Annotated in this window: 20 protein-coding genes and 1 pseudogene; 11 read left to right on the top strand and 10 right to left on the bottom strand. The window is 50.3% G+C overall.

Features of this window, described 5'->3' with window-relative positions:
- Window positions 1–197 precede the first annotated feature (197 nt).
- From G4551_RS12605 to fabI, 3 genes are all read right to left on the bottom strand, one after another.
- On the bottom strand, window positions 198–2132 hold the full coding sequence (locus G4551_RS12605) for an exoribonuclease II (RefSeq protein ID WP_003840726.1): 1935 nt from the start codon (window positions 2130–2132) through the stop codon (window positions 198–200).
- A gap of 89 nt (window positions 2133–2221) precedes the next feature.
- A complete protein-coding gene (locus tag G4551_RS12600; protein WP_003840728.1) occupies window positions 2222–3367 on the bottom strand; it encodes a CMD domain-containing protein in 1146 nt (381 codons plus the stop codon).
- A 197-nt stretch (window positions 3368–3564) separates the two neighbouring features.
- Window positions 3565–4353: an enoyl-ACP reductase FabI gene (fabI, locus tag G4551_RS12595; RefSeq protein ID WP_003020565.1), complete on the bottom strand. Its 789-nt coding sequence runs from the start codon at window positions 4351–4353 to the stop codon at window positions 3565–3567.
- Between the two features lie 442 nt (window positions 4354–4795).
- Here fabI and G4551_RS12590 point away from each other — a divergent pair, with 442 nt between their 5' ends.
- A complete protein-coding gene (locus tag G4551_RS12590; protein WP_003840730.1) occupies window positions 4796–5485 on the top strand; it encodes an EAL domain-containing protein in 690 nt (229 codons plus the stop codon).
- Window positions 5486–5522: 37 nt separating this feature from the next.
- On the opposite strand, the gene sapF is transcribed toward G4551_RS12590, so the two are convergent.
- Genes sapF through sapA form a run of 5 tightly spaced genes read right to left on the bottom strand, consistent with a single transcriptional unit; the run spans window position 5523 to window position 10805 of the window.
- Window positions 5523–6329: a peptide ABC transporter ATP-binding protein SapF gene (sapF, locus tag G4551_RS12585; RefSeq protein WP_003020558.1), complete on the bottom strand. Its 807-nt coding sequence runs from the start codon at window positions 6327–6329 to the stop codon at window positions 5523–5525.
- 1 nt (window position 6330) lies between these two features.
- Window positions 6331–7323 (bottom strand): peptide ABC transporter ATP-binding protein SapD, encoded by a 993-nt coding sequence (sapD, locus tag G4551_RS12580; protein ID WP_003020556.1) that lies wholly within the window; start codon window positions 7321–7323, stop codon window positions 6331–6333.
- Window positions 7323–8213 (bottom strand): peptide ABC transporter permease SapC, encoded by an 891-nt coding sequence (gene sapC / locus G4551_RS12575; RefSeq protein WP_003020550.1) that lies wholly within the window; start codon window positions 8211–8213, stop codon window positions 7323–7325. Before sapC ends, sapD begins: the two co-directional genes overlap by 1 nt.
- A complete protein-coding gene (gene sapB / locus G4551_RS12570; protein ID WP_003020545.1) occupies window positions 8200–9165 on the bottom strand; it encodes a peptide ABC transporter permease SapB in 966 nt (321 codons plus the stop codon). Before sapB ends, sapC begins: the two co-directional genes overlap by 14 nt.
- A complete protein-coding gene (gene sapA / locus G4551_RS12565; protein WP_003840735.1) occupies window positions 9162–10805 on the bottom strand; it encodes an ABC transporter substrate-binding protein SapA in 1644 nt (547 codons plus the stop codon). The genes sapB and sapA overlap by 4 nt, the downstream gene beginning before the upstream one ends.
- 311 nt (window positions 10806–11116) lie before the next feature.
- Here sapA and G4551_RS12560 point away from each other — a divergent pair, with 311 nt between their 5' ends.
- Window positions 11117–11440 carry a hypothetical protein gene (locus G4551_RS12560; RefSeq protein ID WP_003840736.1) on the top strand — a complete coding sequence of 108 codons (324 nt, stop codon included), beginning with the start codon at window positions 11117–11119 and terminating at the stop codon, window positions 11438–11440.
- Window positions 11441–11448: 8 nt separating this feature from the next.
- Here the strand turns inward: G4551_RS12560 and G4551_RS12555 are convergent.
- Both G4551_RS12555 and pspF read right to left on the bottom strand, forming a co-directional pair.
- Window positions 11449–11736: pseudogene (locus tag G4551_RS12555) on the bottom strand (pentapeptide repeat-containing protein); the annotation flags it as partial.
- A 44-nt stretch (window positions 11737–11780) separates the two neighbouring features.
- Window positions 11781–12770: a phage shock protein operon transcriptional activator gene (gene pspF, locus G4551_RS12550; RefSeq protein ID WP_162138599.1), complete on the bottom strand. Its 990-nt coding sequence runs from the start codon at window positions 12768–12770 to the stop codon at window positions 11781–11783.
- A gap of 155 nt (window positions 12771–12925) precedes the next feature.
- Between pspF and pspA the strand changes: the two genes are divergently transcribed.
- From pspA to G4551_RS12505, 9 genes are all read left to right on the top strand, one after another.
- Entirely contained in the window at window positions 12926–13594 is a 669-nt protein-coding gene (gene pspA / locus G4551_RS12545) for a phage shock protein PspA (RefSeq protein ID WP_003020532.1), read from the top strand.
- 54 nt (window positions 13595–13648) lie between these two features.
- On the top strand, window positions 13649–13873 hold the full coding sequence (gene pspB / locus G4551_RS12540) for an envelope stress response membrane protein PspB (RefSeq protein ID WP_003020509.1): 225 nt from the start codon (window positions 13649–13651) through the stop codon (window positions 13871–13873).
- On the top strand, window positions 13873–14232 hold the full coding sequence (gene pspC, locus G4551_RS12535) for an envelope stress response membrane protein PspC (protein WP_003020497.1): 360 nt from the start codon (window positions 13873–13875) through the stop codon (window positions 14230–14232). Before pspB ends, pspC begins: the two co-directional genes overlap by 1 nt.
- 8 nt (window positions 14233–14240) lie before the next feature.
- Entirely contained in the window at window positions 14241–14471 is a 231-nt protein-coding gene (gene pspD / locus G4551_RS12530) for a phage shock protein PspD (protein WP_003840750.1), read from the top strand.
- A gap of 191 nt (window positions 14472–14662) precedes the next feature.
- A complete protein-coding gene (locus G4551_RS12525) occupies window positions 14663–16342 on the top strand; it encodes a sugar phosphorylase (protein ID WP_003840751.1) in 1680 nt (559 codons plus the stop codon).
- 16 nt (window positions 16343–16358) lie between these two features.
- Window positions 16359–17651 carry an ABC transporter substrate-binding protein gene (locus tag G4551_RS12520; RefSeq protein ID WP_003840753.1) on the top strand — a complete coding sequence of 431 codons (1293 nt, stop codon included), beginning with the start codon at window positions 16359–16361 and terminating at the stop codon, window positions 17649–17651.
- 20 nt (window positions 17652–17671) lie between these two features.
- The gene (locus G4551_RS12515; RefSeq protein WP_003840754.1) at window positions 17672–18553 is read left to right on the top strand and encodes a carbohydrate ABC transporter permease; all 882 of its coding nucleotides are present in this window, start codon (window positions 17672–17674) and stop codon (window positions 18551–18553) included.
- A complete protein-coding gene (locus tag G4551_RS12510) occupies window positions 18540–19382 on the top strand; it encodes a carbohydrate ABC transporter permease (RefSeq protein ID WP_003020474.1) in 843 nt (280 codons plus the stop codon). Before G4551_RS12515 ends, G4551_RS12510 begins: the two co-directional genes overlap by 14 nt.
- 27 nt (window positions 19383–19409) lie before the next feature.
- Window positions 19410–20462: a zinc-dependent alcohol dehydrogenase gene (locus G4551_RS12505; protein WP_003840756.1), complete on the top strand. Its 1053-nt coding sequence runs from the start codon at window positions 19410–19412 to the stop codon at window positions 20460–20462.
- The last annotated feature ends 10 nt before the right edge of the window (window positions 20463–20472 follow it).

Below are 20472 nucleotides of genomic sequence, written 5' to 3'. Positions count from 1 at the left end.
TGATTATGGCTGAACGTATTGTTTTTTTTATATATTTATGTGTAATCCAGAATCCGTAAAAAGCAAAGCCAACGGAGCTGAAAAATAGTAAATAAATTTTTTGACTGGATGAAAGAAGTGTAGTGCGCGGTTGAAATTTGGGAGGTAAAAAGAAAACGACCTTTCAAAAATGAGAAAGGTCGCTTGATTTATGCGTGTTACGCGGCTGGACGCGCGATAACGCTGCGGGTTTCCATCCGTACTTCAGCGATAGTTACGTCAATCACATCCGTGACTTTGTAAACAACTTCACCTTTAATTTGCACGGTGCCGCTTTCCTGGCTGCATACCAGTTCATCACGAACGGCGTGCAGGAACGGTGCTGGAATAAATGCAACAGCGCCATTATCAACTAAGCGCACGCGCATGCCACCGCGGCTGACGTCAATGATCTCGGCCGCAAAGCGGGTGTCGGTACCGGCTTTATCACTCAGGAAACGGGCGTAAAGCCAGTCACCCACGTCACGCTCAGCCATCCGGTTCAGGCGACGACGTTCTGCCATTTGCACGGTGGTATCATCCTGAGGTCGGGCGATGGTTTCGCCTTTGATGACAGCCTTAAGCAGACGGTGGTTGATCATATCGCCATACTTACGGATTGGGGAAGTCCAGGTGGCATATGCCTCCAGACCCAGCCCAAAGTGTGGACCTGGCTCAATACTTATTTCAGCGTAAGACTGGAAGCGGCGAATTCGGCTGTCGAGGAAGCCTGATGGCTGAGCATCCAGTTCGCGGCGCAGTTTGCAGAAACCTTCCAGAGTCAGGACTTCTTCGGCATCGACGTGCATACCGTGGGTTTTCAGGAGCGCGGCCAGAGCGTCGGCGTTGGCCGGGTCGAATCCCATATGGACGTTATAAATACCGAAGCCCAGCTTGTCGCGAAGCACACGGGCGGCGCAAATATTTGCCGCAATCATGGATTCTTCCACGATACGGTTTGCGATGCGACGTGGTTCAGCGACGATGTCCAGTACTTCACCTTTTTCACCGAGAACGAAACGGTAATCCGGGCGATCTTTAAAGACCAGCGCGTGGTTATGGCGCCACTCTCCTCGGCTCAGACAAATACGATGCAGCAGACGGATCTGTTCCGCAATCGCGTCGTTTTCTGGTTGCCACTCGCCTGTACCTTCCAGCCAGTCGGAAACATTGTCATAGGCCAGCTTCGCTTTTGACTCAATTGTCGCAGCGAAAAAGGTGATGTTGTCTTCAATCGCGCCATCGGCGGTAATGCTCATACGACAAGCTAAAACCGGGCGCACTTCGTTCGCGCGCAGAGAGCAGAGATCGTCAGACAATTCACGTGGCAACATCGGGATATTGAACCCCGGTAAATAATTGGTGAACGCGCGAATTTTTGCCGTTTTATCCAGCTTACTGCCTTCTGCAATCCAGGCTGTTGGGTCGGCAATGGCGACGGTTAATTGTAGCGTGCCGTCAGCTTGTTCTTCAGCATACAGCGCATCGTCCATATCTTCGGTGCTGGCGCTGTCGATGGTGACGAAATTAAGGGCGGTTAAATCTTCACGAACCAGGCCTTCGTCCAGCATTTCGGTTGCTACGCCGTCCGGTGCTTCTTTTTCCAGATTATGGCGTGCCAGTGTGACCCACCACGGGACAAAGTGGTCATCAGCAAAAGTGATAAATTGGGTTAACTCGGCGTAGAAGGTGCGATCGCCTTTCAGCGGGTGACGGCGCATTTCTGCAACCGCCCAGTCGCCTTCTTTAAATTCATGTTCAACGCCACGGGTGGCACGACAAGGAATAGCATCTTTCAGTAACGGATGATCCGGCACGATGGACAGACGATCATTTTTGCCCTGAACTTTACCCACGAAGCGCGTCAGGAAGGGTTCGATCAGTTCTTCCGGCTCTGCAGACTCACGATCTTTTTCTGTATGGATAACCGCAACAATGCGGTCGCCATGCATCACTTTTTTCATCTGCGGCGGTGGAATGAAATAGCTTTTTTGTGCATCGACTTCCAGGAAGCCAAAGCCTTTTTCCGTGGCTTTTACCACCCCTTCAGCACGTGGCGTCTGGGAATGTAGTTGCTGTTTAAGCTGCGCTAGCAGCGGGTTGTCCTGAAGCATAATTGTCTATTTTCGTGGCTAAAAGAGCGGCTGACAGTTTTACGCGATTCTGCCAGTGGCAGCAAGCGCTCTTTCAGTAAGTGGATCGGTTAATCAGTGTCGCCCAGCGCGATTTTCAAGCGATTCAACCATCCGCACAATCCACTCCAGGCTAGCAGGTTGATGGCCTGCTCTGAAGAGATTCCCTGATCGAACAAAGACGTTAACAGTGCGGTGCTAAAGTGGTCGGGCGCCCGGGTCAGCCATTGTACCGCCTGTAGGGTGACGCGCTCAACCGGATGTCGTTGTTCCCAACGTTGTAATTCACGTTCATCCAGGCGAAGCAGGGCGATAACGTCGACTAATTCATTTGCTGTATGCGCCTGCTCGTTAAAGCAGGCCACGCTGCCGTTAATTCGTGACGTCACCAGCGCTGCCAGTGAAAATGCCTGTACTGATACAGTGCTGCGCCGGACAGCGGAAATCAGCGTCGTGAGTAAATCTAAAATGACCGGTGAATGTATCAATAATGGCACCAACGCTTGCAGTTCATCGGGATATCCTCTGGCAGAATTCTCAGCATGGGGGGGATATTTTTCGATCGGGAATGGTGCAGCATGCCAGGTTGTCTTTGTGGCGTTAAATAACGAAGCGTGAGCAAATTGCTGAATATCCAGCCCCGGTATTCGGCGTACCGGATGACCAGACCAGGCCTGAAACAGGGCCACGGTTCGGGCCTGAAAACCGATGAAGCCGATGATTTGATTCATCAGAATATTATCGCTGGTGGTCAGTCCGACCGCTTCCAGATGCTGACGGTCGCGTTCGCCTATCACGGCAGGAGAGCTGGCAAGTTGGCGAGCATATTGGGTGATTTGTGCCAGTCGATGGTTACTTTCCCGCGAGGAGTCCGGACCGGGAAGCGGTGTTAAACGCGCGGCATAGTGATTACACAATCGCTGCACACCATACACTTGAGCGACGGTCAGGGCTGTACTCATTCGTTCATAGGCACTGAACGTATGCATCTGATTCAGGTTTACATGAGCCGGGAAGAGCGTCTGGGCAAGTCTACGGGCAGGGGTTAACCAGGATTGAAAGGGCGAAAGAACGTCATCAGGTAATGCCAGATCCAGTAAAAAACTGTCGTCGACATGAGCGGCTTCCGGGACCAGCGGCAGAACATCTTGCGGATACGTGCTGGATTGCGTCTCATGATACCAGTGGCTTTTGCCTTCAATTCGGCGTTGTTCCATGGGCGTTCCTTGGTCTAAAAGTGGCGACCCGGACTTGTCGTCATACTACTACGCCGGATCGTTTGCGCTGCAATATCCTGACGTAAGCAAATGAGGGGATGAAAGATTGTTACGTGATAATAAATATCAGAAAGGCATATGTGGTGGCTGAGGGGAGTGTCATGGGCGGCGCAAGACCGCCCATCGAGGTCTTAGGATTATTTAAGTTCCAGCTCGTTCATTGCGGCGATGCTGAAGCCACCGTCAACGTGTACGACTTCACCAGAGATACCGGCAGAGAGATCGGAGCACAGAAATGCTGCGGAGTTACCCACATCTTCAATGGTAACGGTGCGGCGAATCGGTGTAACCGCTTCACAGTGCGCCAGCATTTTACGGAAATCTTTAATGCCAGAAGCGGCGAGTGTACGGATTGGACCTGCGGAAATGGCATTCACACGCACGCCTTCAGGTCCCATCGCATTAGCCATATAACGGACGTTCGCTTCCAGGGAGGCTTTCGCCAGGCCCATGACGTTATAGTTAGGGATTGCACGCTCTGCACCCAGATAGGACAACGTCAGTAGCGCAGAGCCAGGGTTTAGCATGGAACGACATGCTTTTGCCATCGCAACAAAGCTGTAAGCGCTAATGTCATGCGCAATTTTAAATCCTTCGCGGGTAACTGCGTTCACATAATCGCCATCCAGTTGGTCAGCAGGTGCGAAGCCGATTGAGTGTACGAAACCGTCGAATTTCGGCCAGGTTTTGCTCAGTTCAGCAAACATGGCGTCAATGCTGGCATCTTCAGCCACATCACACTGCAAAACAATGTTGGAGCCTAATTGCGCTGCAAATTCTTCCACACGACCTTTCAGCTTGTCGTTCTGGTAGGTGAACGCCAGTTCAGCACCTTCGCGATGCATCGCCTGAGCGATTCCCCATGCGATAGACAATTTACTGGCAAGGCCTGTCACCAGAATACGCTTACCTGATAAAAAACCCATGGCTTTAATCCTTTTTGTTAACACTTATCTTTTACCAATCAATGAATTATGATTGACGCGTTAAGCTCACTCGAAATTGGTCTGAAATTATATCCCACGCCTTTTCCCTGAGGAATGGTTATCAACCTCACGTGACCAGTCACTTCATTGCATGTGGGGAGTATATCATTCCCCTCCGGTTATGCTTCGTTCAGGCATTTAACGTCGGTGAATCAGAGAAAATGCAAGGTTTCAAAGGCATTGAAATGGTATTATTTCATTGCTAGCTGATGTTAATAAACATAGCAAGGTAGGAACTTTCTTAAAACAAAAAATATGACAATATTCAGCTTGTTATGATATATTGTTTTTATCGATCAATATCGACACATTGATCGATATTATTGATTGATTGTGATTAGAAGTGCATTATCATGACGTTATGATCAATTGGAGTGGTCTTATGCACTATCATTTCATCGCGGAAACGATGAGAGACACAACAGATAAATTACTGGGCGTAGAGATCAACGCCCGGTTTACTTCAGATACGGTTCAACCGTTGCATCCAGATTTCATCATTTCAGCGTGGGATAGCGAACAAAAGCGTAATTTCATGCTCGAGCAAATTCGATTAATTGCCGAAAAGCGTGACTGGTTTGAGCGCAACAGCCTTATTTGTACCCTGAAACTCATTGACGAAATGGCGCTGCTGGCGATTGGTGATCCAGCCATCAAGTCGGCCTTACAGGCACTACCATTTATTGCACTGGAACTTTCAGAACGTTTTCTGACGAATACAGTGTGCCTGAATAGTCTGTTGATTAATTCACTTCGCGACGGCCCAAACGCATTGTGGTTAGGCGATCTTGGCTCCGGCAGCGTAGGGGCCAGCCCGCTGGTTTGCGGTCATTTTGACGTTGTTAAATTGGATCGCGGTTTTTTCCTGGAACAGGTAGAAAAACCGATGTTCCCGGTGCTGATCAAAAATATCAGGGAATATTGCGACCGTGTTGTCGTGAAGGGAGTCGAAACATCACAATTTGTCGACGAGGCCAGTACTGCAGGTGTCTGGGCAATGCAGGGTGCCCTTTACCCGTCAGTCACGTTTACCGAAGTTGATACGCTGCTCTTACCTACGTTGTGTCACTGATGGCAGAATGCCCCCCGGTTGAGGGGGCAGTCGTTTGTTAGCGATCTTTCCGCCAGGCGTCGGCGGTAAGCGCTTCGCCGAAATGACCTGCAATCAGGCGACGGGTAAGTTCATGCAACGGGGAGGCCAGAACGTCCGCTGTACTGCCGCGCTCAACAACTTCGCCCTGATGCATGACTAATACCTGGTCGCTGATGTGCTTCATCATGCCAATATGCTGAGTCACATAGATATATGAAATCCCTTGTTTTTCCTGTAATTCCAGCATCAGATTGATGAGCTGCGAACGCATCGACATGTCCAGAGAAGCAAGGGCTTCGTCGGCGATAATGACTTTGGGTCGTAAAATGAGCGCACGGGCAAGGCCCAGACGCTGTTTTTGTCCCGGCGCTAACATATGCGGGTAATAGCTTACGTGATCGGGCAGCAGTCCGACCATGCGCATGGTCTCCACGATCTGTTTACGACGCTGCTCAGGCTCGAGGTCGGTATTCAGTCGTAGCGGAAAATCGAGGATCTGCGAGATACGTTGCCGAGGATTAAGCGATGTTGACGGATCCTGGAAAATCATACGGATCCGCTGACTACGAAATGAATAATCACCATATTTTAACGGATGATCGTCAATCAGCAGCTCACCGCTGGTAGGTTCAATCATACCCGCCAACATTTTTGCCAGCGTAGATTTCCCTGAACCGTTTTCACCAATGACGGCGAGCGTCTGACGTTCGCGCAGGGTGAAACTCAGAGGCTTGACGGCCTCAACGGTCTGGCGGCGAAATAAACCTGTCCGGTAGCGAAAGGTTTTGCTCAGATTACGAACTTCGAGCAGGGTTTCTACCATCTCACTCTCTCTCCATGTTCAGCGGGAAATGACAGGCGTAGAGATGATTCTTTGCTCCGGTCAGTCTTGGGGTTTCAATACATTCGCGTTGTGCATAAGGGCAGCGCGGCCCCAGACGACAGCCGATGGGTAATTGTTCCAGCAATGGAATTGCTCCTGGCATGGTATTCAGGCGGCTTTTGTGCGGCATTGCGCTACCAAAATCAGGAATAGCGCGAATCAACGCTTGAGTATAAGGATGATGCGGAATGGTCACCAAATCTTTACTTGGCGCGGTTTCCACCGTTTGTCCGCAGTACATCACGTTGATTTTGTCAGCCCACTGGCTGAGCATTTGCAGGTCATGGCTTATCAACAAAATGGTGGTATTGCTGTTTTGATTCAGACGGGTTAGCAGACGGAAAATTTGCGCCTGGGTGGTTGGCTCCATCGCGTTCGTCGGTTCATCGGCAATCAGCAAACGCGGCTGATTCGCCAATGCGATAGCGATCATGACCTTCTGGCATTCGCCGTCGGTTAGCTCATATGGGAAGCTGCGCATGGCATCTTTATGGTCTTTTATCCCGACGCGGTGTAAGAGTTCAATCGCACGGCGTTTGCGCCAGCCGATGCGCTGCCACCAGCGGCCCTTGTAAGTCCAGGCAGGAATATTTTGCATTAGCTGCCGTCCGATCCGCTCAGACGGATCGAGACATGACTGTGGCTCCTGAAAGATCATGGAGACGTTATGACCGACCAGTTTGCGTCGTTCACGCGCGGAAAGGCGTAGCAGATCGATATCATCAAAACGCATACGGTCTGCGGTTACGCGCCAGTTATCTTTAGCGACGCCGCAAATGGCCTTAGCGATCAGACTTTTGCCGGAACCCGACTCGCCGACCAGCCCGCGGATTTCACCCTCGTTGAGGGTCATGCTGACGCGATCAACTGCCTTAACCCAGTCGTCACCGGTTCTGAATTCAATCGTCAGGTTGCGGATATCCAGTAATGGCATTATTCCACCCCCGCAATAATTGCGCGGCGCACGCCGTCACCCAGTAGGTTAACCAGCAGCACGCTTATCATAATCGCTGCGCCTGGCAGCATGACCGTCCACGGTGCGACATAAATCAGCTCCAGCGCGTCACCGAGCATGGCCCCCCATTCCGGGGATGGCAGCTGTGCGCCAAGGTCGAGAAAACCCAGCGCGGCGATATCCAGAATCGCCATCGACAGTGCGCGGGTGATTTCAGTAATCAGACCGGCGGTAATATTCGGCAGAACGGCAAACCACAGAATATTCAGTGTGGTTGCACCATCCAGGCGAGCGGCAATGACGTATTCTTTCTCCAGCTCGTCATGCACCATGCTGTAAACGGAGCGCACCATGCGCGGCAGCAACGCCAGCCAGACCGCAAACATGGCGTGTGTCAGATGCGGTCCGGCAAAGGCCACCACAATAATCGCCAGCAGCAGAGAAGGGATCGACAGCAGGGTGTCCAGAATGTGGTTCAGCACTGCGGAGCGCAAGCCGTGCGTCGCACCGGCAACTACGCCCAATACAAGGCCACACAGTGTGGCGGCAAGAGTGACGACAAACGCGCCTCCAACGGTCGGGGCCGCGCCGCTGAGCAGACGACTTAAAACGTCTCGTCCCAGATCGTCAGTTCCGAGGAAGAAAGAGACTTCGCCATAGCGTGACCATGACGGCGGTAAAAGCTGATAGCCGAGAAATTGCTGATCGATGCCGTAAGGGGCAAACCAACCACCAAAAATACACAAAACAGCCAATCCCGCGCAGCCGTACAGGCCGATCATCGCAGTTGCATCACCATAGAAATTGCGCCATGCGGTGCGCAACGTACCTGGCGGGCGTTTTTCGCTATAGACGCTATCGTAAGGCATACCATTCCTTATGTTTCAGAGGGTTAGCCATAGCACCCAAAATATCAGAGATAACGTTGACGATGATAACCAGTGAGCCAATCACCATAACGCCCGCTGAAATCGCCGCGTAATCCTGCTGGCGAATCGCGTTAATCAACCAACGGCCAAGACCAGGCCAGCTAAAGACCATCTCGGTGATCATCGCCAGCGTCAGCATGGTGGAAAACTGTAAGCCCAGACGCGGGATCACCGGCGGCAGGGCGTTGTGCAGAACGTGACGGCGCAGAATCGTTAAGCGTGACAAACCGCGTGTGGCTGCCGCTTTGACGTAGTTCTGATCAAAGACCTCAATGGTGCTGATACGCATCAGGCGGATGACTTCGGTGGTGGGCGCAACGGAGAGCGTTAGCACCGGGAGCACCATATGACGGATAGCGCTGACCAGCATTTCATCGCGCCAGGGTGAGTCGGAGATCCACGCATCAATAATGGCAAAACCGGTAACGGGTTTCACCTCGTAGAGAAGATCAAAACGCCCGGAAACGGGTAACCAGCCGAGGGTCAGTGAGAAGAGCAATGTCAGCAGCAGAGCCAGCCAAAAAACGGGGATAGAAAACCCCATCAGAGCCAATGCGCTGATGCAACGATCCTGCCATTTGTTGCGCGTGATGCCTGCCAGCATACCAACGGGGATCCCGACCATTAGTGCAAAACCAAAGGCAAGAATGCACAGTTCCATTGTGGCCGGGAACACCTCTTTCAGCTGTTCTGAGATCAACTGACCGTTGATACTGGATACACCGAAATCCCAGTGAATGAGACCATTGAACCAGAATACCCAGGCGTTCCACAACGATGCGCCCTGTAACGGCGCATGAGGTGTGAAGTAGCTCAGGCTGAATCCAATAAAGGTCAGAAAGAACAGGGTGACCAGCAGCAACAAAAATCGACGCAGGGTGAAGATAATCATGGTTTTTTCACCTCATCTTTCTTTTCCCGGGACACCCCGGCAAAAGAGGAATTGCCGAACGGACTGAGCACCAGCCCTTTGATGTCGTAGCGGTAAGCCTGTAGACGCAGTGAAGAGGCCAGCGGCAGGATCGGTAACTCTTGCGCTAGAATATTTTGCGCTTCGTCATAGGCATCTATTCGCGATGAAAGCTGCTGCGAAGAGAGGGCTTTGCGCAGAATGCTGTCAAACTGCGGATTACACCAGTGGGCAAAGTTGGTCTGCGAATTGATGGCGGCACAGCTGAGCAACGGCCGGAAAAAACTGTCAGGATCGTTACTGTCCGTCGCCCAGCCGGATAACGTCAGATCATGGTTCATATCCATTAATCTTGCCTCCTGAAAACGGCCTTCTACCGGGATGATCTTCACTTTCACACCCACCTGAGCCATATCTGCCTGAATCAGCTCTGCGGTTTTCAGCGGACTGGGGTTCCAGGCCTGAGAGCTGGTAGGAACCCAAAGTTGTAACGTCAGATTCTCCAGCCCCAGTGCTTTTAACTGCTCGCGCGATTTTGCCGGGTTGTACTCTGTAATTTTAGCTTCGTTATCATAAGCCCACGAGGCGCGAGGCAAAATAGATGCCGCGGTTTCTGCCGTCCCGTAGTAGATAGACTGCATTAACCGTTGGTTGTTGATCGCTAGCGCCAGCGCATGCCGCACGGCAGGGTTATTCAACGGCGGTTTATTGGTGTTGAACGCCAGATAGGCAATGTTCATCCCCGGGCGCAGCGTCAGACGCAGGCGAGGGTCATCACGCAATATGCTGAGCTGGCTGGCGGCAGGCCAGGCTAAAACGTCACATTCGCCGGTCAGTAACTTTGATAACCGTCCGGTTCCGCCAGAACCGAGGTCCACTACCACCTGCGGCATCAGAGGAGTGCCGCGCCAGAATTTTTCATGCCGCTGCAACCGAATATATTGGCCGGCACGATTCTCCGAAAGTTGGTACGGTCCTGTGCCGACAGGTTGTCTGTCGAGCAGTTCCTGACGATCCTGTTTTGCCAGGTTAGCCGCATATTCCGCCGACATTACGGAGGCATAGTGTGTGGCAAGATGCCACATAAAGGAGGCATCAGGTTGAGTTAAGCGGAATTCAACGGTGTTGTTGTCCAGTTTGCGCACACTTTGGACGTTATCGGCGAACTGCAGGCTGTCGAAGTAGGGGAAATTGCTGCCGTTCACATTGTGCCATGGATGGTGGCGATCAAAGATGCGCTCGAAGGTAAACACCACATCGTCTGCATTCAGTTTGCGGGTGGGAGTGAACCAGGCGGTCTTTTGAAACTGTACGTCACGACGCAGATGGAAGCGGTAGGTTGCGCCGTTATCCAGCACCTCCCAGCTTTCAGCCAGCTCAGGCACCAGTCGATAGGTGTAGGGATCTACATCAAGCAGTCGGTCATACAATTGGGCCGCTAACGTGTCGACGATGAGACCACTGCTCGTTTTTTGCGGGTTGAACGTATTGACCTGCCCGCTGACGCAATAGACAAACCCACTGTCACGGATATCAGCGTGCGAAGCTTGCTCAGGCGCAGCAGCAGCCTGACCACTCAGAAATCCAGCCATCACGATCAGAGATGATAAAACCAGGCGCATAATTTTAATGGATTATATAAAGAGGCTATCTTACTAATACTTAATGACATTTGCCATTACCGTTTGTTTTTGGGAGCAACAGGTTCGATAAGCGCGAGTTCAACACCGCGTCATGGTCAAAATTCATACCTGCTATCCACTTTGAATCTACTCTGTTAACTATCTTAGCATTTTCATGCCCCATCTGACTTGCTATAAACGCGGTGCAGGATGTGGACAGTTGGCGTAATTTGTTACGGTTTCCTCGCTGTGACAAAATGCGTAAGCGATTACAATGCGTTAGTGTACGAATCAACGGGAATATTTAATAAATGAGCAACTTAGCGGATTATGTCAATGCTATAAAAATAGGCAAAAATGTTATTTGTATTGAGGATGTCAGTAAACGGGATGACATGGCTGAAGTTGAGATTATAAATAAGACATGGCTTCATGATTCGGGAGTGGTTATTCGTTGTTCTCGCGAAAATGAATTGGTTAAATATTCATCAAATGCCTGTCCAGAATGCAGCATTAGATGGCATGTCGTTGATGCGGCAGGTCAGGATATTCGTCCACTGGAGAAAACGTTTCACAATGCTTGCCAGGAGTCGTACTGGTTAAAAGTAAATCGTCAAACGCATCTCCCGGTGTAAACGCTGGGCTAACCAATCACAGCGATACCAAGCCGCTCCATGAGCAACGATGCCTGGTAGTTGTCTAACTTAACGCCTTGTAAATCAACACCCCGAATATCTAAGTCACCTAACTCCGAATTGGTCAGATCGCAATGTGCGAAGTTTGCTGCTTGCCAGTCGAAAGTAGAAAACTTGCCGCCGGAGAGATCTGAGCCACTGAATGTCGCACCCAGTACCTGAGTCCCCATCCAGCGGTTCTCCCGCAGCTCACACTTTTCCAACACGACTTTCGAAAAATTGGCGTAGCTTAGATGAGGTTATGCGTCAAACCCGCCAGTATGACACTTGCAAATGCGTGCTAGATCTGGTGTTTCTTCAGCAAGGCTCGTAGCTGATGATAAGTCAGACCCAGTAATTCAGCGGCTTTTTTCTGGTTAAATTTAGCCAGCAGTAAGCTGGTTTGTAGAAAGTCTTTCTCTTGTTGCTGCTGGAATTCACGCAGATCCAGCGGTAATGCTACAGATGTTGGTTTTGCTTCCTGCACCTGAGATTCCACGACATGACGGCGGAAGGGGTCAATGATTATCTCATCCAGCGGGTAATCACTGGTCCCATGTCGATAAACGGATCGCTCCACGACGTTTTTCAGTTCACGAATATTGCCTGGCCAACGGTAGTGGAGGAGCGTTTCTCTGGCTTCGGCACTAAACCCTGGAAACAGTGGTAACCCGATCTCGCGACACATCTGAATGGCAAAATGCTCGGCCATTAACATTATGTCGCTTTGGCGTTCGCGTAACGGTGGGAGTTGCACTACGTCAAAGGCCAGACGATCCAGCAGGTCCGCGCGAAAAGTACCTTCGTTGACCATGCGAGGTAAGTCGGCATTGGTTGCACAAACAAGTCGTACGTTAACCTGCAACGGCTGGCTGCCGCCAACACGTTCCAGCTCTCCATATTCAATAACGCGCAGCAATTTTTCCTGCACCAACATCGGGGCGGTTGCCAGTTCATCGAGAAACAGTGTACCGCCGTCGGCGCGTTCGAAACGTCCAGGATGGCGTTTTTGAGCGCCGGTAAAGGCACCTGCTTCGTGACCAAACAGTTCGGAATCAAGCAAGTTCTCGTTGAGCGCTGCGCAGTTAAGCGAAATAAACGGGCCTTGCCAACGGGTGGAGAGATAGTGCAGGCGGTTGGCAATAAGCTCTTTCCCAGTACCTCGCTCACCGATAACCAGGACAGGCTTATCCAGCGGTGCCAGATGAGAAACCTGCTCCAGCACTTCAATAAAGCTGTTTGCTTCACCCAGAAGATTGTCTTTGTATCCTGTCATGATGAAATTCACCATTTGTTAGTGTTATTCACCAATTTACCCTAATTCTCTCGCCAGGTAAAATTAGATATAATTATTAAAATCAATTAGATAAAAAGTTGGCACGCCAAGTGCATTACGAAATCAGCAGGGCATAGCCCGATATCAGAACAGTAAGTGAGGATTACATTATGGGTATTTTTTCTCGTTTTGCCGACATCGTGAACGCCAACATTAATGCGTTGCTGGAAAAGGCTGAAGATCCGCAGAAGCTGGTGCGGTTAATGATCCAGGAAATGGAAGATACGCTGGTTGAGGTGCGTTCAAACTCCGCACGCGCTCTGGCAGAAAAGAAACAATTATCTCGTCGTATCGAACAGGCCAGCGCGCAACAGGCAGAGTGGCAAGAAAAAGCTGAGCTGGCGCTGCGCAAAGAGAAAGAAGATTTGGCGCGTTCTGCGTTAATCGAAAAACAGAAATTGACTGACCTGATTGCCTCTCTGGAGCATGAAGTCACGCTGGTTGACGATACGCTGGCGCGTATGAAAAAAGAGATTGGTGAGCTGGAAAATAAACTCAGTGAAACCCGTGCTCGTCAGCAGGCGCTGATGCTACGTCATCAGGCAGCGAGTTCTTCACGTGATGTTCGTCGTCAACTGGACAGCGGTAAACTTGATGAAGCGATGGCGCGCTTTGAATCTTTCGAGCGTCGTATCGATCAGATGGAAGCTGAGGCTGAAAGCCATAATTTCGGTAAACAGAAGTCCCTGGATCAGCAATTTGCTGACCTGAAAGCAGATGATGAAATCAGCGAGCAGCTGGCGCAACTTAAAGCCAAAATGCAGCAAGACAAGCAATAATAACATCTGGCGGTGCCCGAACGCGCCGCCGCTCATCACCTGTAAGGAGTACTCATGAGCGCGCTATTTCTGGCTATCCCGTTAACTATCTTTGTGTTGTTTGTTTTACCGATTTGGCTCTGGCTGCATTACAGCAACCGTTCCAGTCGTGGCGAACTGTCGCAAAGTGAACAGCAACGTCTGGTCGAACTCAACGATGACGCACAGCGGATGCGCGAGCGCATTCAGGCGCTGGAAGACATCCTTGATGCTGAACATCCAAACTGGAGGGACCGCTAATGGGAGGCGTTAATCTGAACAAAAAACTGTGGCGTATTCCGCAGCAGGGCATGGTGAAGGGGGTTTGTGCGGGTATTGCGCATTATCTCGATGTGCCTGTGAAGCTGGTACGGATCCTGGTGGTGCTGTCAGTCTTTTTTGGTCTGGCCTTTTTCACCTTCGTCGCCTATATCGTGCTGACATTTGTGTTGGACCCGATGCCGGACAATGTGGTTTCCGGCGAGCAGCAGCCATCAAGCGGTGAGCTGTTGGATGCCGTCGATCGCGAGCTGGCGGCTAGTGAAAAGCGTTTGCGTGAAATGGAACGTTATGTGACGTCCGATACTTTTTCCTTACGTAGTCGTTTCCGCCAATTGTGAGGTTAGAAATGAACAATCGCTGGCAACGTGCCGGGCAAAGGGTTAAGCCGGGCTTTAAAATAGCATGTAAGCTGGTGCTTTTAACGGCGCTTCGCTACGGCCCGGCGGGGGTAGCAGGGTGGGCGGTGAAATCCGTCGCCCGACGCCCGCTAAAAATGCTGCTGGCGTTGGTTCTGGAACCGGTGTTGAGTCGGGCCGCGGCAAAATTGTCGAAACGATATTCCGGTAATCGAACCTGATATTTGAATCAGTAAAAGCAAGCAACAATTAATCAACATTCCCTCAGTTAATTTGCGGCAGCTCACAAATACGATTTTTTGGCTGCCAAAATTCTTTTTTTACCCCCCTCCAGACCACCTCTGCTAATTGACAGCTTATTTTCCGCAGAGTAGTCTCTTGGTTCATGGGACCGCTACCACGAGAATCGAAGGTGAACCAAAAAATCCAAAAATGCCTGACAGAAGTTTATGGTCATACATTTACTTCATGCCACTATGAAGCGCTGTTTGCACGTTTAGAGAAATCACAGGGATTAATTAAAAAAATCCGTAAAGCGCATTGGGACGAGGGCGATGTGGTGCTTATTACCTACGCCGATCAATTCCACGGGGTTGGTAAAAAACCGTTGCCGACGTTTAATCAGTTTTATAATGAATGGCTTAAGTCGACATTTTCTCATGTGCATCTTCTGCCATTTTATCCGTGGTCATCGGATGATGGTTTTTCCGTGATTAATTACCATCAGGTTGCCGAAGAAACCGGTGACTGGAATGATATTAAGGAATTAGGTGAGTCCAGTCGACTGATGTTTGATTTTGTTTGTAACCATATGTCAGCTAAAAGCGAGTGGTTTAATAATTATTTGCAACAACTTGACGGTTATGAAAATTTCTTTATTGCAATGGATCCTGATACGGACCTGAGCAACGTCACACGTCCACGCACATTACCGTTACTGACACCATTTACGCTAAAAGATAACACCGTGCGCCATTTATGGACGACGTTCAGCGATGACCAGATCGATCTCAATTATGCCAACCCGGTGGTGTTACTGGCGATGGTCGATGTGCTGCTGAGCTATCTTGAGCAGGGCGCAGATTATGTTCGCCTGGATGCGGTTGGCTTTATGTGGAAAGAGCCTGGAACGAGCTGTATTCATCTGGAAAAAACGCATCAGCTTATCAAACTATTCCGCGCTATTGCGGACTGCGCGGCGCCTGGTACGGCGATTATTACCGAAACCAACGTCCCGCATAAGGATAACGTGTCCTACTACGGTAATGGCCATGATGAAGCGCATATGGTGTACCAGTTCTCGCTGCCGCCGTTGGTGCTGCATGCGGTACAACGCCAGGACACGTCGATATTGTGCCAGTGGGCGCAATCACTGGAGCTGCCGTCTGGTGAGACAACCTGGTTTAATTTTCTCGCATCACATGATGGCATTGGTCTCAACCCATTACGCGGTTTGTTGCCTGAAGACGAGATCATGCGGCTGGTGACTGAACTACAACAGGAAGGTGCGCTGGTTAACTGGAAAAATAACCCTGATGGCAGTCGCAGCCCGTATGAAATTAACGTGACATATATGGATGCGCTAACCTCTGGTAATTGTAGCGATGCCGAACGGTTTTCTCGCTTTATTCTCGCACATGCCATTTTGCTGAGTTTTCCAGGCGTGCCGGCGGTTTACATTCAAAGCATACTTGGATCACGCAATGATTATAAAGGTGTTGAGACGTTCGGTTATAACCGCGCGATCAACCGCAAAAAATATCAGGTGAGACAAATAGAAGCGGAGCTGGCAAATGAAACCAGTTTGCGTCACGCTATTTATCATGAGTTATCCCGACTAATTGTAATACGTCGTAATAATAAAGCATTTCATCCTGATAGTGATTTTCAAATTAACAGTATTACACCAGCCGTAATGCAAATTAAACGTACTGCGGAAACAGGTGAGGAAATTACCGGGTTATTTAATGTCAGCGGTCATACTCAAACCATTCGTATTGATATAGAAAATGGAGTTGATTTGATTGGCGGTAAAACTATTTTCGGTAAGGAATTAACGTTGTACGCCTGGCAGGTCATGTGGGTTAAGTAATAAAAAGGAACATTTCATGCTTAAAGCTAAAATTGTGCTGATTTCAGCACTGGTTTCCTGCGCCCTGGTTTCCGGGTGTAAGGATGATAAAAAGTCCTCTGTCGCGATTGAATTTATGCACTCTTCTGTTGAGCAGGAGCGGCAGGCGGTCATTGCAAAACTGATTGAGCGTTTTGAAAAAGAAAACCCGGGCATCAGCGTCAAACAGGTTCCTGTGGAAGAAGATGCTTACAACACCAAGGTCATCACCCTGGCGCGCAGCGGTTCACTACCTGAAGTCATTGAAACCAGCCATGACTACGCGAAAGTTATGGATAAAGAATCCCTCATCGACCGTAAAGCGGTAGCGCAGGTCATCAACGGTGTAGGTGAGGGTACTTTTTATGATGGTGTCCTGCGTATTGTACGCACTGAAGACGGTAGTGCATGGACCGGGGTTCCGGTCAGCGCCTGGATTGGCGGGATCTGGTACCGCAAAGATGTGCTGGCAAAAGCCGGACTGGAAGAGCCAAAAGACTGGCAGCAATTGCTAAACGTGGCGCAGAAGCTCAACAATCCTGGCAGTAAGAAATACGGCATTGCGCTGCCGACGGCAGAAAGCGTTTTGACCGAACAGTCATTCTCCCAGTTTGCGCTCTCTAACCAGGCCAACGTTTTTGATGCGCAGGGAAAGATTACGCTCGACACACCTGAAATGGCGCAGGCATTGCAGTATTACCGCCAACTTGCCATGAACACTATGCCTGGCTCGAACGACATCATGGAAGTCAAAGATGCTTTCATGAACGGCACGGCGCCAATGGCGATTTATTCCACCTATATCCTCCCGGCGGTGATCAAAGAGGGCGATCCTAAAAATGTTGGCTTTATGGTGCCGACGGAAAAAAATTCCGCTGTTTACGGCATGCTGACGTCGCTGACCATTACCGCAGGTCAAAAAACCGAAGAAACAGAAGCGGCAGAGAAATTTGTCACCTTTATGGAGCAGGCAGACAACATTGCGGACTGGGTCATGATGTCGCCAGGGGCGGCGCTGCCGGTCAACAAAGCGGTGGTGAATACTTCGACGTGGAAAGATAACGCTGTTATCAAAGCGCTGGGTGAATTACCCGATCAACTGATTGCCGAACTGCCAAATATTCAGGTCTTTGGTGCCGTCGGTGATAAGAACTTTACCCGCATGGGCGACGTAACCGGCTCCGGCATCGTGAGTACCATGGTGCACAACGTCACGGTAGGAAAAGCTGACCTTTCATCGACCATCAAGGCAAGCCAGACAAAACTGGATGACCTCGTTGAACAGCGCTAATGGGGAAATGGAAAGCCGTGATGAATAAGTTCTTTTCAGGTCGATCTGATATGCCATTTGCCATGCTGCTGCTGGCGCCCAGCTTGCTGTTATTGGGCGGTTTAGTGGCGTGGCCAATGATATCTAACATCGAAATCAGCTTTATGCGTTTGCCGCTTAATCCGCAAATTGAGTCTACGTTTGTCGGGCTGAGCAACTATATCCGTATCTTATCCGATCCCGGATTCTGGCATTCGCTGTGGATGACGGTCTGGTATACCGCGCTGGTTGTGGCAGGGAGCACGGTGCTGGGGCTGGGAGTGGCGATGTTTTTTAACCGTGAGTTTCGTCTGCGGAAAACTGCGCGCTCACTGGTCATCCTCTCTTACGTAACGCCATCAATTTCGCTGGTGTTTGCCTGGAAATACATGTTCAACAACGGCTACGGCATTGTGAACTACCTCGGCGTGGATCTGTTGCATCTCTACGATCAGGCTCCGCTGTGGTTCGACAATCCCGGTAGCAGCTTCGCGCTGGTCGTGTTGTTCGCCATCTGGCGCTACTTCCCGTATGCCTTTATCTCGTTTCTGGCGATTTTACAGACTATTGATAAATCGTTGTATGAGGCGGCAGAAATGGATGGCGCGAACGCCTGGCAACGGTTTCGCATCGTCACGCTGCCAGCGATCATGCCGGTGCTGGCGACCGTAGTCACGCTGCGTACGATCTGGATGTTTTATATGTTCGCCGATGTTTATCTGCTGACCACTAAAGTCGATATTCTCGGGGTCTATCTCTATAAAACAGCGTTTGCATTTAATGACTTAGGTAAAGCGGCCGCGATTTCTGTTGTCCTCTTCGTCATCATTTTCGCTGTTATCCTGCTGACCAGAAAACGGGTGAACCTCAATGGCAACAAATAAGCGCACGCTTGGCCGCATTGGCTTTTACTGTGGATTAATTGTCTTCCTGGGCATCACGTTATTTCCATTTTTTGTGATGCTGATGACCTCATTTAAAAGCGCAAAAGAGGCGATTTCGCTGCATCCGACGCTGTTACCGCAGCAATGGACGCTGGAACATTACATCGACATCTTCAACCCGATGATTTTCCCCTTTGTTGACTACTTCCGTAATAGCCTGGTGGTATCGGTGACTTCTTCGGTGGTGGCGGTATTTCTGGGCGTGCTCGGGGCGTATGCGCTTTCCCGCCTGCGTTTTAAGGGACGAATGACCATCAATGCCAGTTTTTACACGGTGTATATGTTTTCGGGGATCCTGCTGGTGGTGCCGTTATTCAAGATCATTACGGCACTCGGCATTTACGACACCGAAATGGCGTTGATTATCACTATGGTCACCCAGACGCTGCCGACCGCAGTGTTCATGTTGAAAAGCTATTTCGACACCATTCCGGACGAGATCGAAGAAGCCGCGATGATGGATGGGTTGAATCGTCTGCAGATCATCTTTCGCATTACCGTGCCGTTGGCAATGTCTGGTCTGGTTTCGGTCTTTGTGTATTGCTTTATGGTGGCGTGGAATGACTATCTGTTTGCTTCGATTTTCCTTTCCAGCGCCAGCAATTTTACCTTACCGGTCGGTCTGAACGCGCTGTTCAGTACACCTGACTATATCTGGGGACGCATGATGGCCGCATCGTTAGTCACCGCATTACCGGTGGTCATTATGTATGCGCTTTCCGAACGTTTTATTAAAAGTGGTTTGACCGCTGGCGGCGTGAAAGGCTAAGCGGCCAGTTTAATTAAGGAGTTGTAAATGAAGAAGTTAGTTGCCACAGAACCGCGCGTTGCAGCGCTGGTGGAATATGAAGACAGAGCGGTATCCGCCAATGAAGTTAAAGTTCGCGTTAAATTTGGCGCGCCGAAACATGGCACAGAAGTGGTCGATTTTCGTGCTGCCAGCCCGTTTATTGACGAAGATTTTAACGGTGAATGGCAAATGTTTATGCCGCGTCCGGAAGGGGCACCGCGCGGGATCGAATTCGGTAAATTCCAGCTTGGCAATATGGTGGTGGGCGATGTTATTGAGTGTGGCAGCGATGTGACCGAATACGCCGTTGGCGATTCAGTTTGCGGATACGGTCCTCTGGCAGAAACGGTTATTTTTAATGCGGTGAACAACTACAAACTGCGCAAAATGCCTGAAGGCAGTTCGTGGAAAAATGCCGTGTGCTATGACCCGGCACAGTTCGCCATGAGCGGTGTGCGCGACGCCAATGTGCGTGTCGGTGACTTTGTGGTCATCGTGGGCTTAGGCGCAATTGGCCAGATTGCCGTGCAACTGGCTAAGAAAGCGGGAGCCTCAGTGGTCATCGGCGTCGATCCGATTGCCCATCGCTGCGATATCGCGCGTCGCCATGGCGCGGATTTCTGTCTGAATCCGATTGGCACCGATGTAGGCATGGAAATTAAGAAGCTGACCGGTAAGCAGGGCGCAGATGTGATCATCGAAACCAGCGGCTATGCAGATGCGCTGCAGTCGGCGTTACGCGGTCTGGCCTATGGTGGAACCATTTCCTATGTCGCTTTCGCGAAACCTTTTGCTGAAGGTTTCAACCTGGGGCGTGAAGCGCATTTCAACAATGCCAAAATTGTCTTCTCACGTGCTGGTAGTGAACCTAATCCAGATTATCCGCGCTGGAGCCGCAAGCGCATCGAGGAAACCTGTTGGGAACTATTGATGAACGGTTACCTGGACTGTGAAGAACTCATTGACCCGGTAGTGACTTTCGCCAACAGCCCGGAGAGCTATATGCAGTATGTCGATCGCCATCCGGAAAAGAGCATCAAAATGGGCGTGACGTTTTAATTAAGGAATG

Origin of the sequence: Citrobacter freundii ATCC 8090 = MTCC 1658 = NBRC 12681, assembly GCF_011064845.1 — a bacterium.
Classification (GTDB): domain Bacteria; phylum Pseudomonadota; class Gammaproteobacteria; order Enterobacterales; family Enterobacteriaceae; genus Citrobacter; species Citrobacter freundii.
The sequence above is the reverse complement of the archived record's forward strand: the minus strand, read 5'-3'. Positions and strand labels throughout refer to the sequence as shown.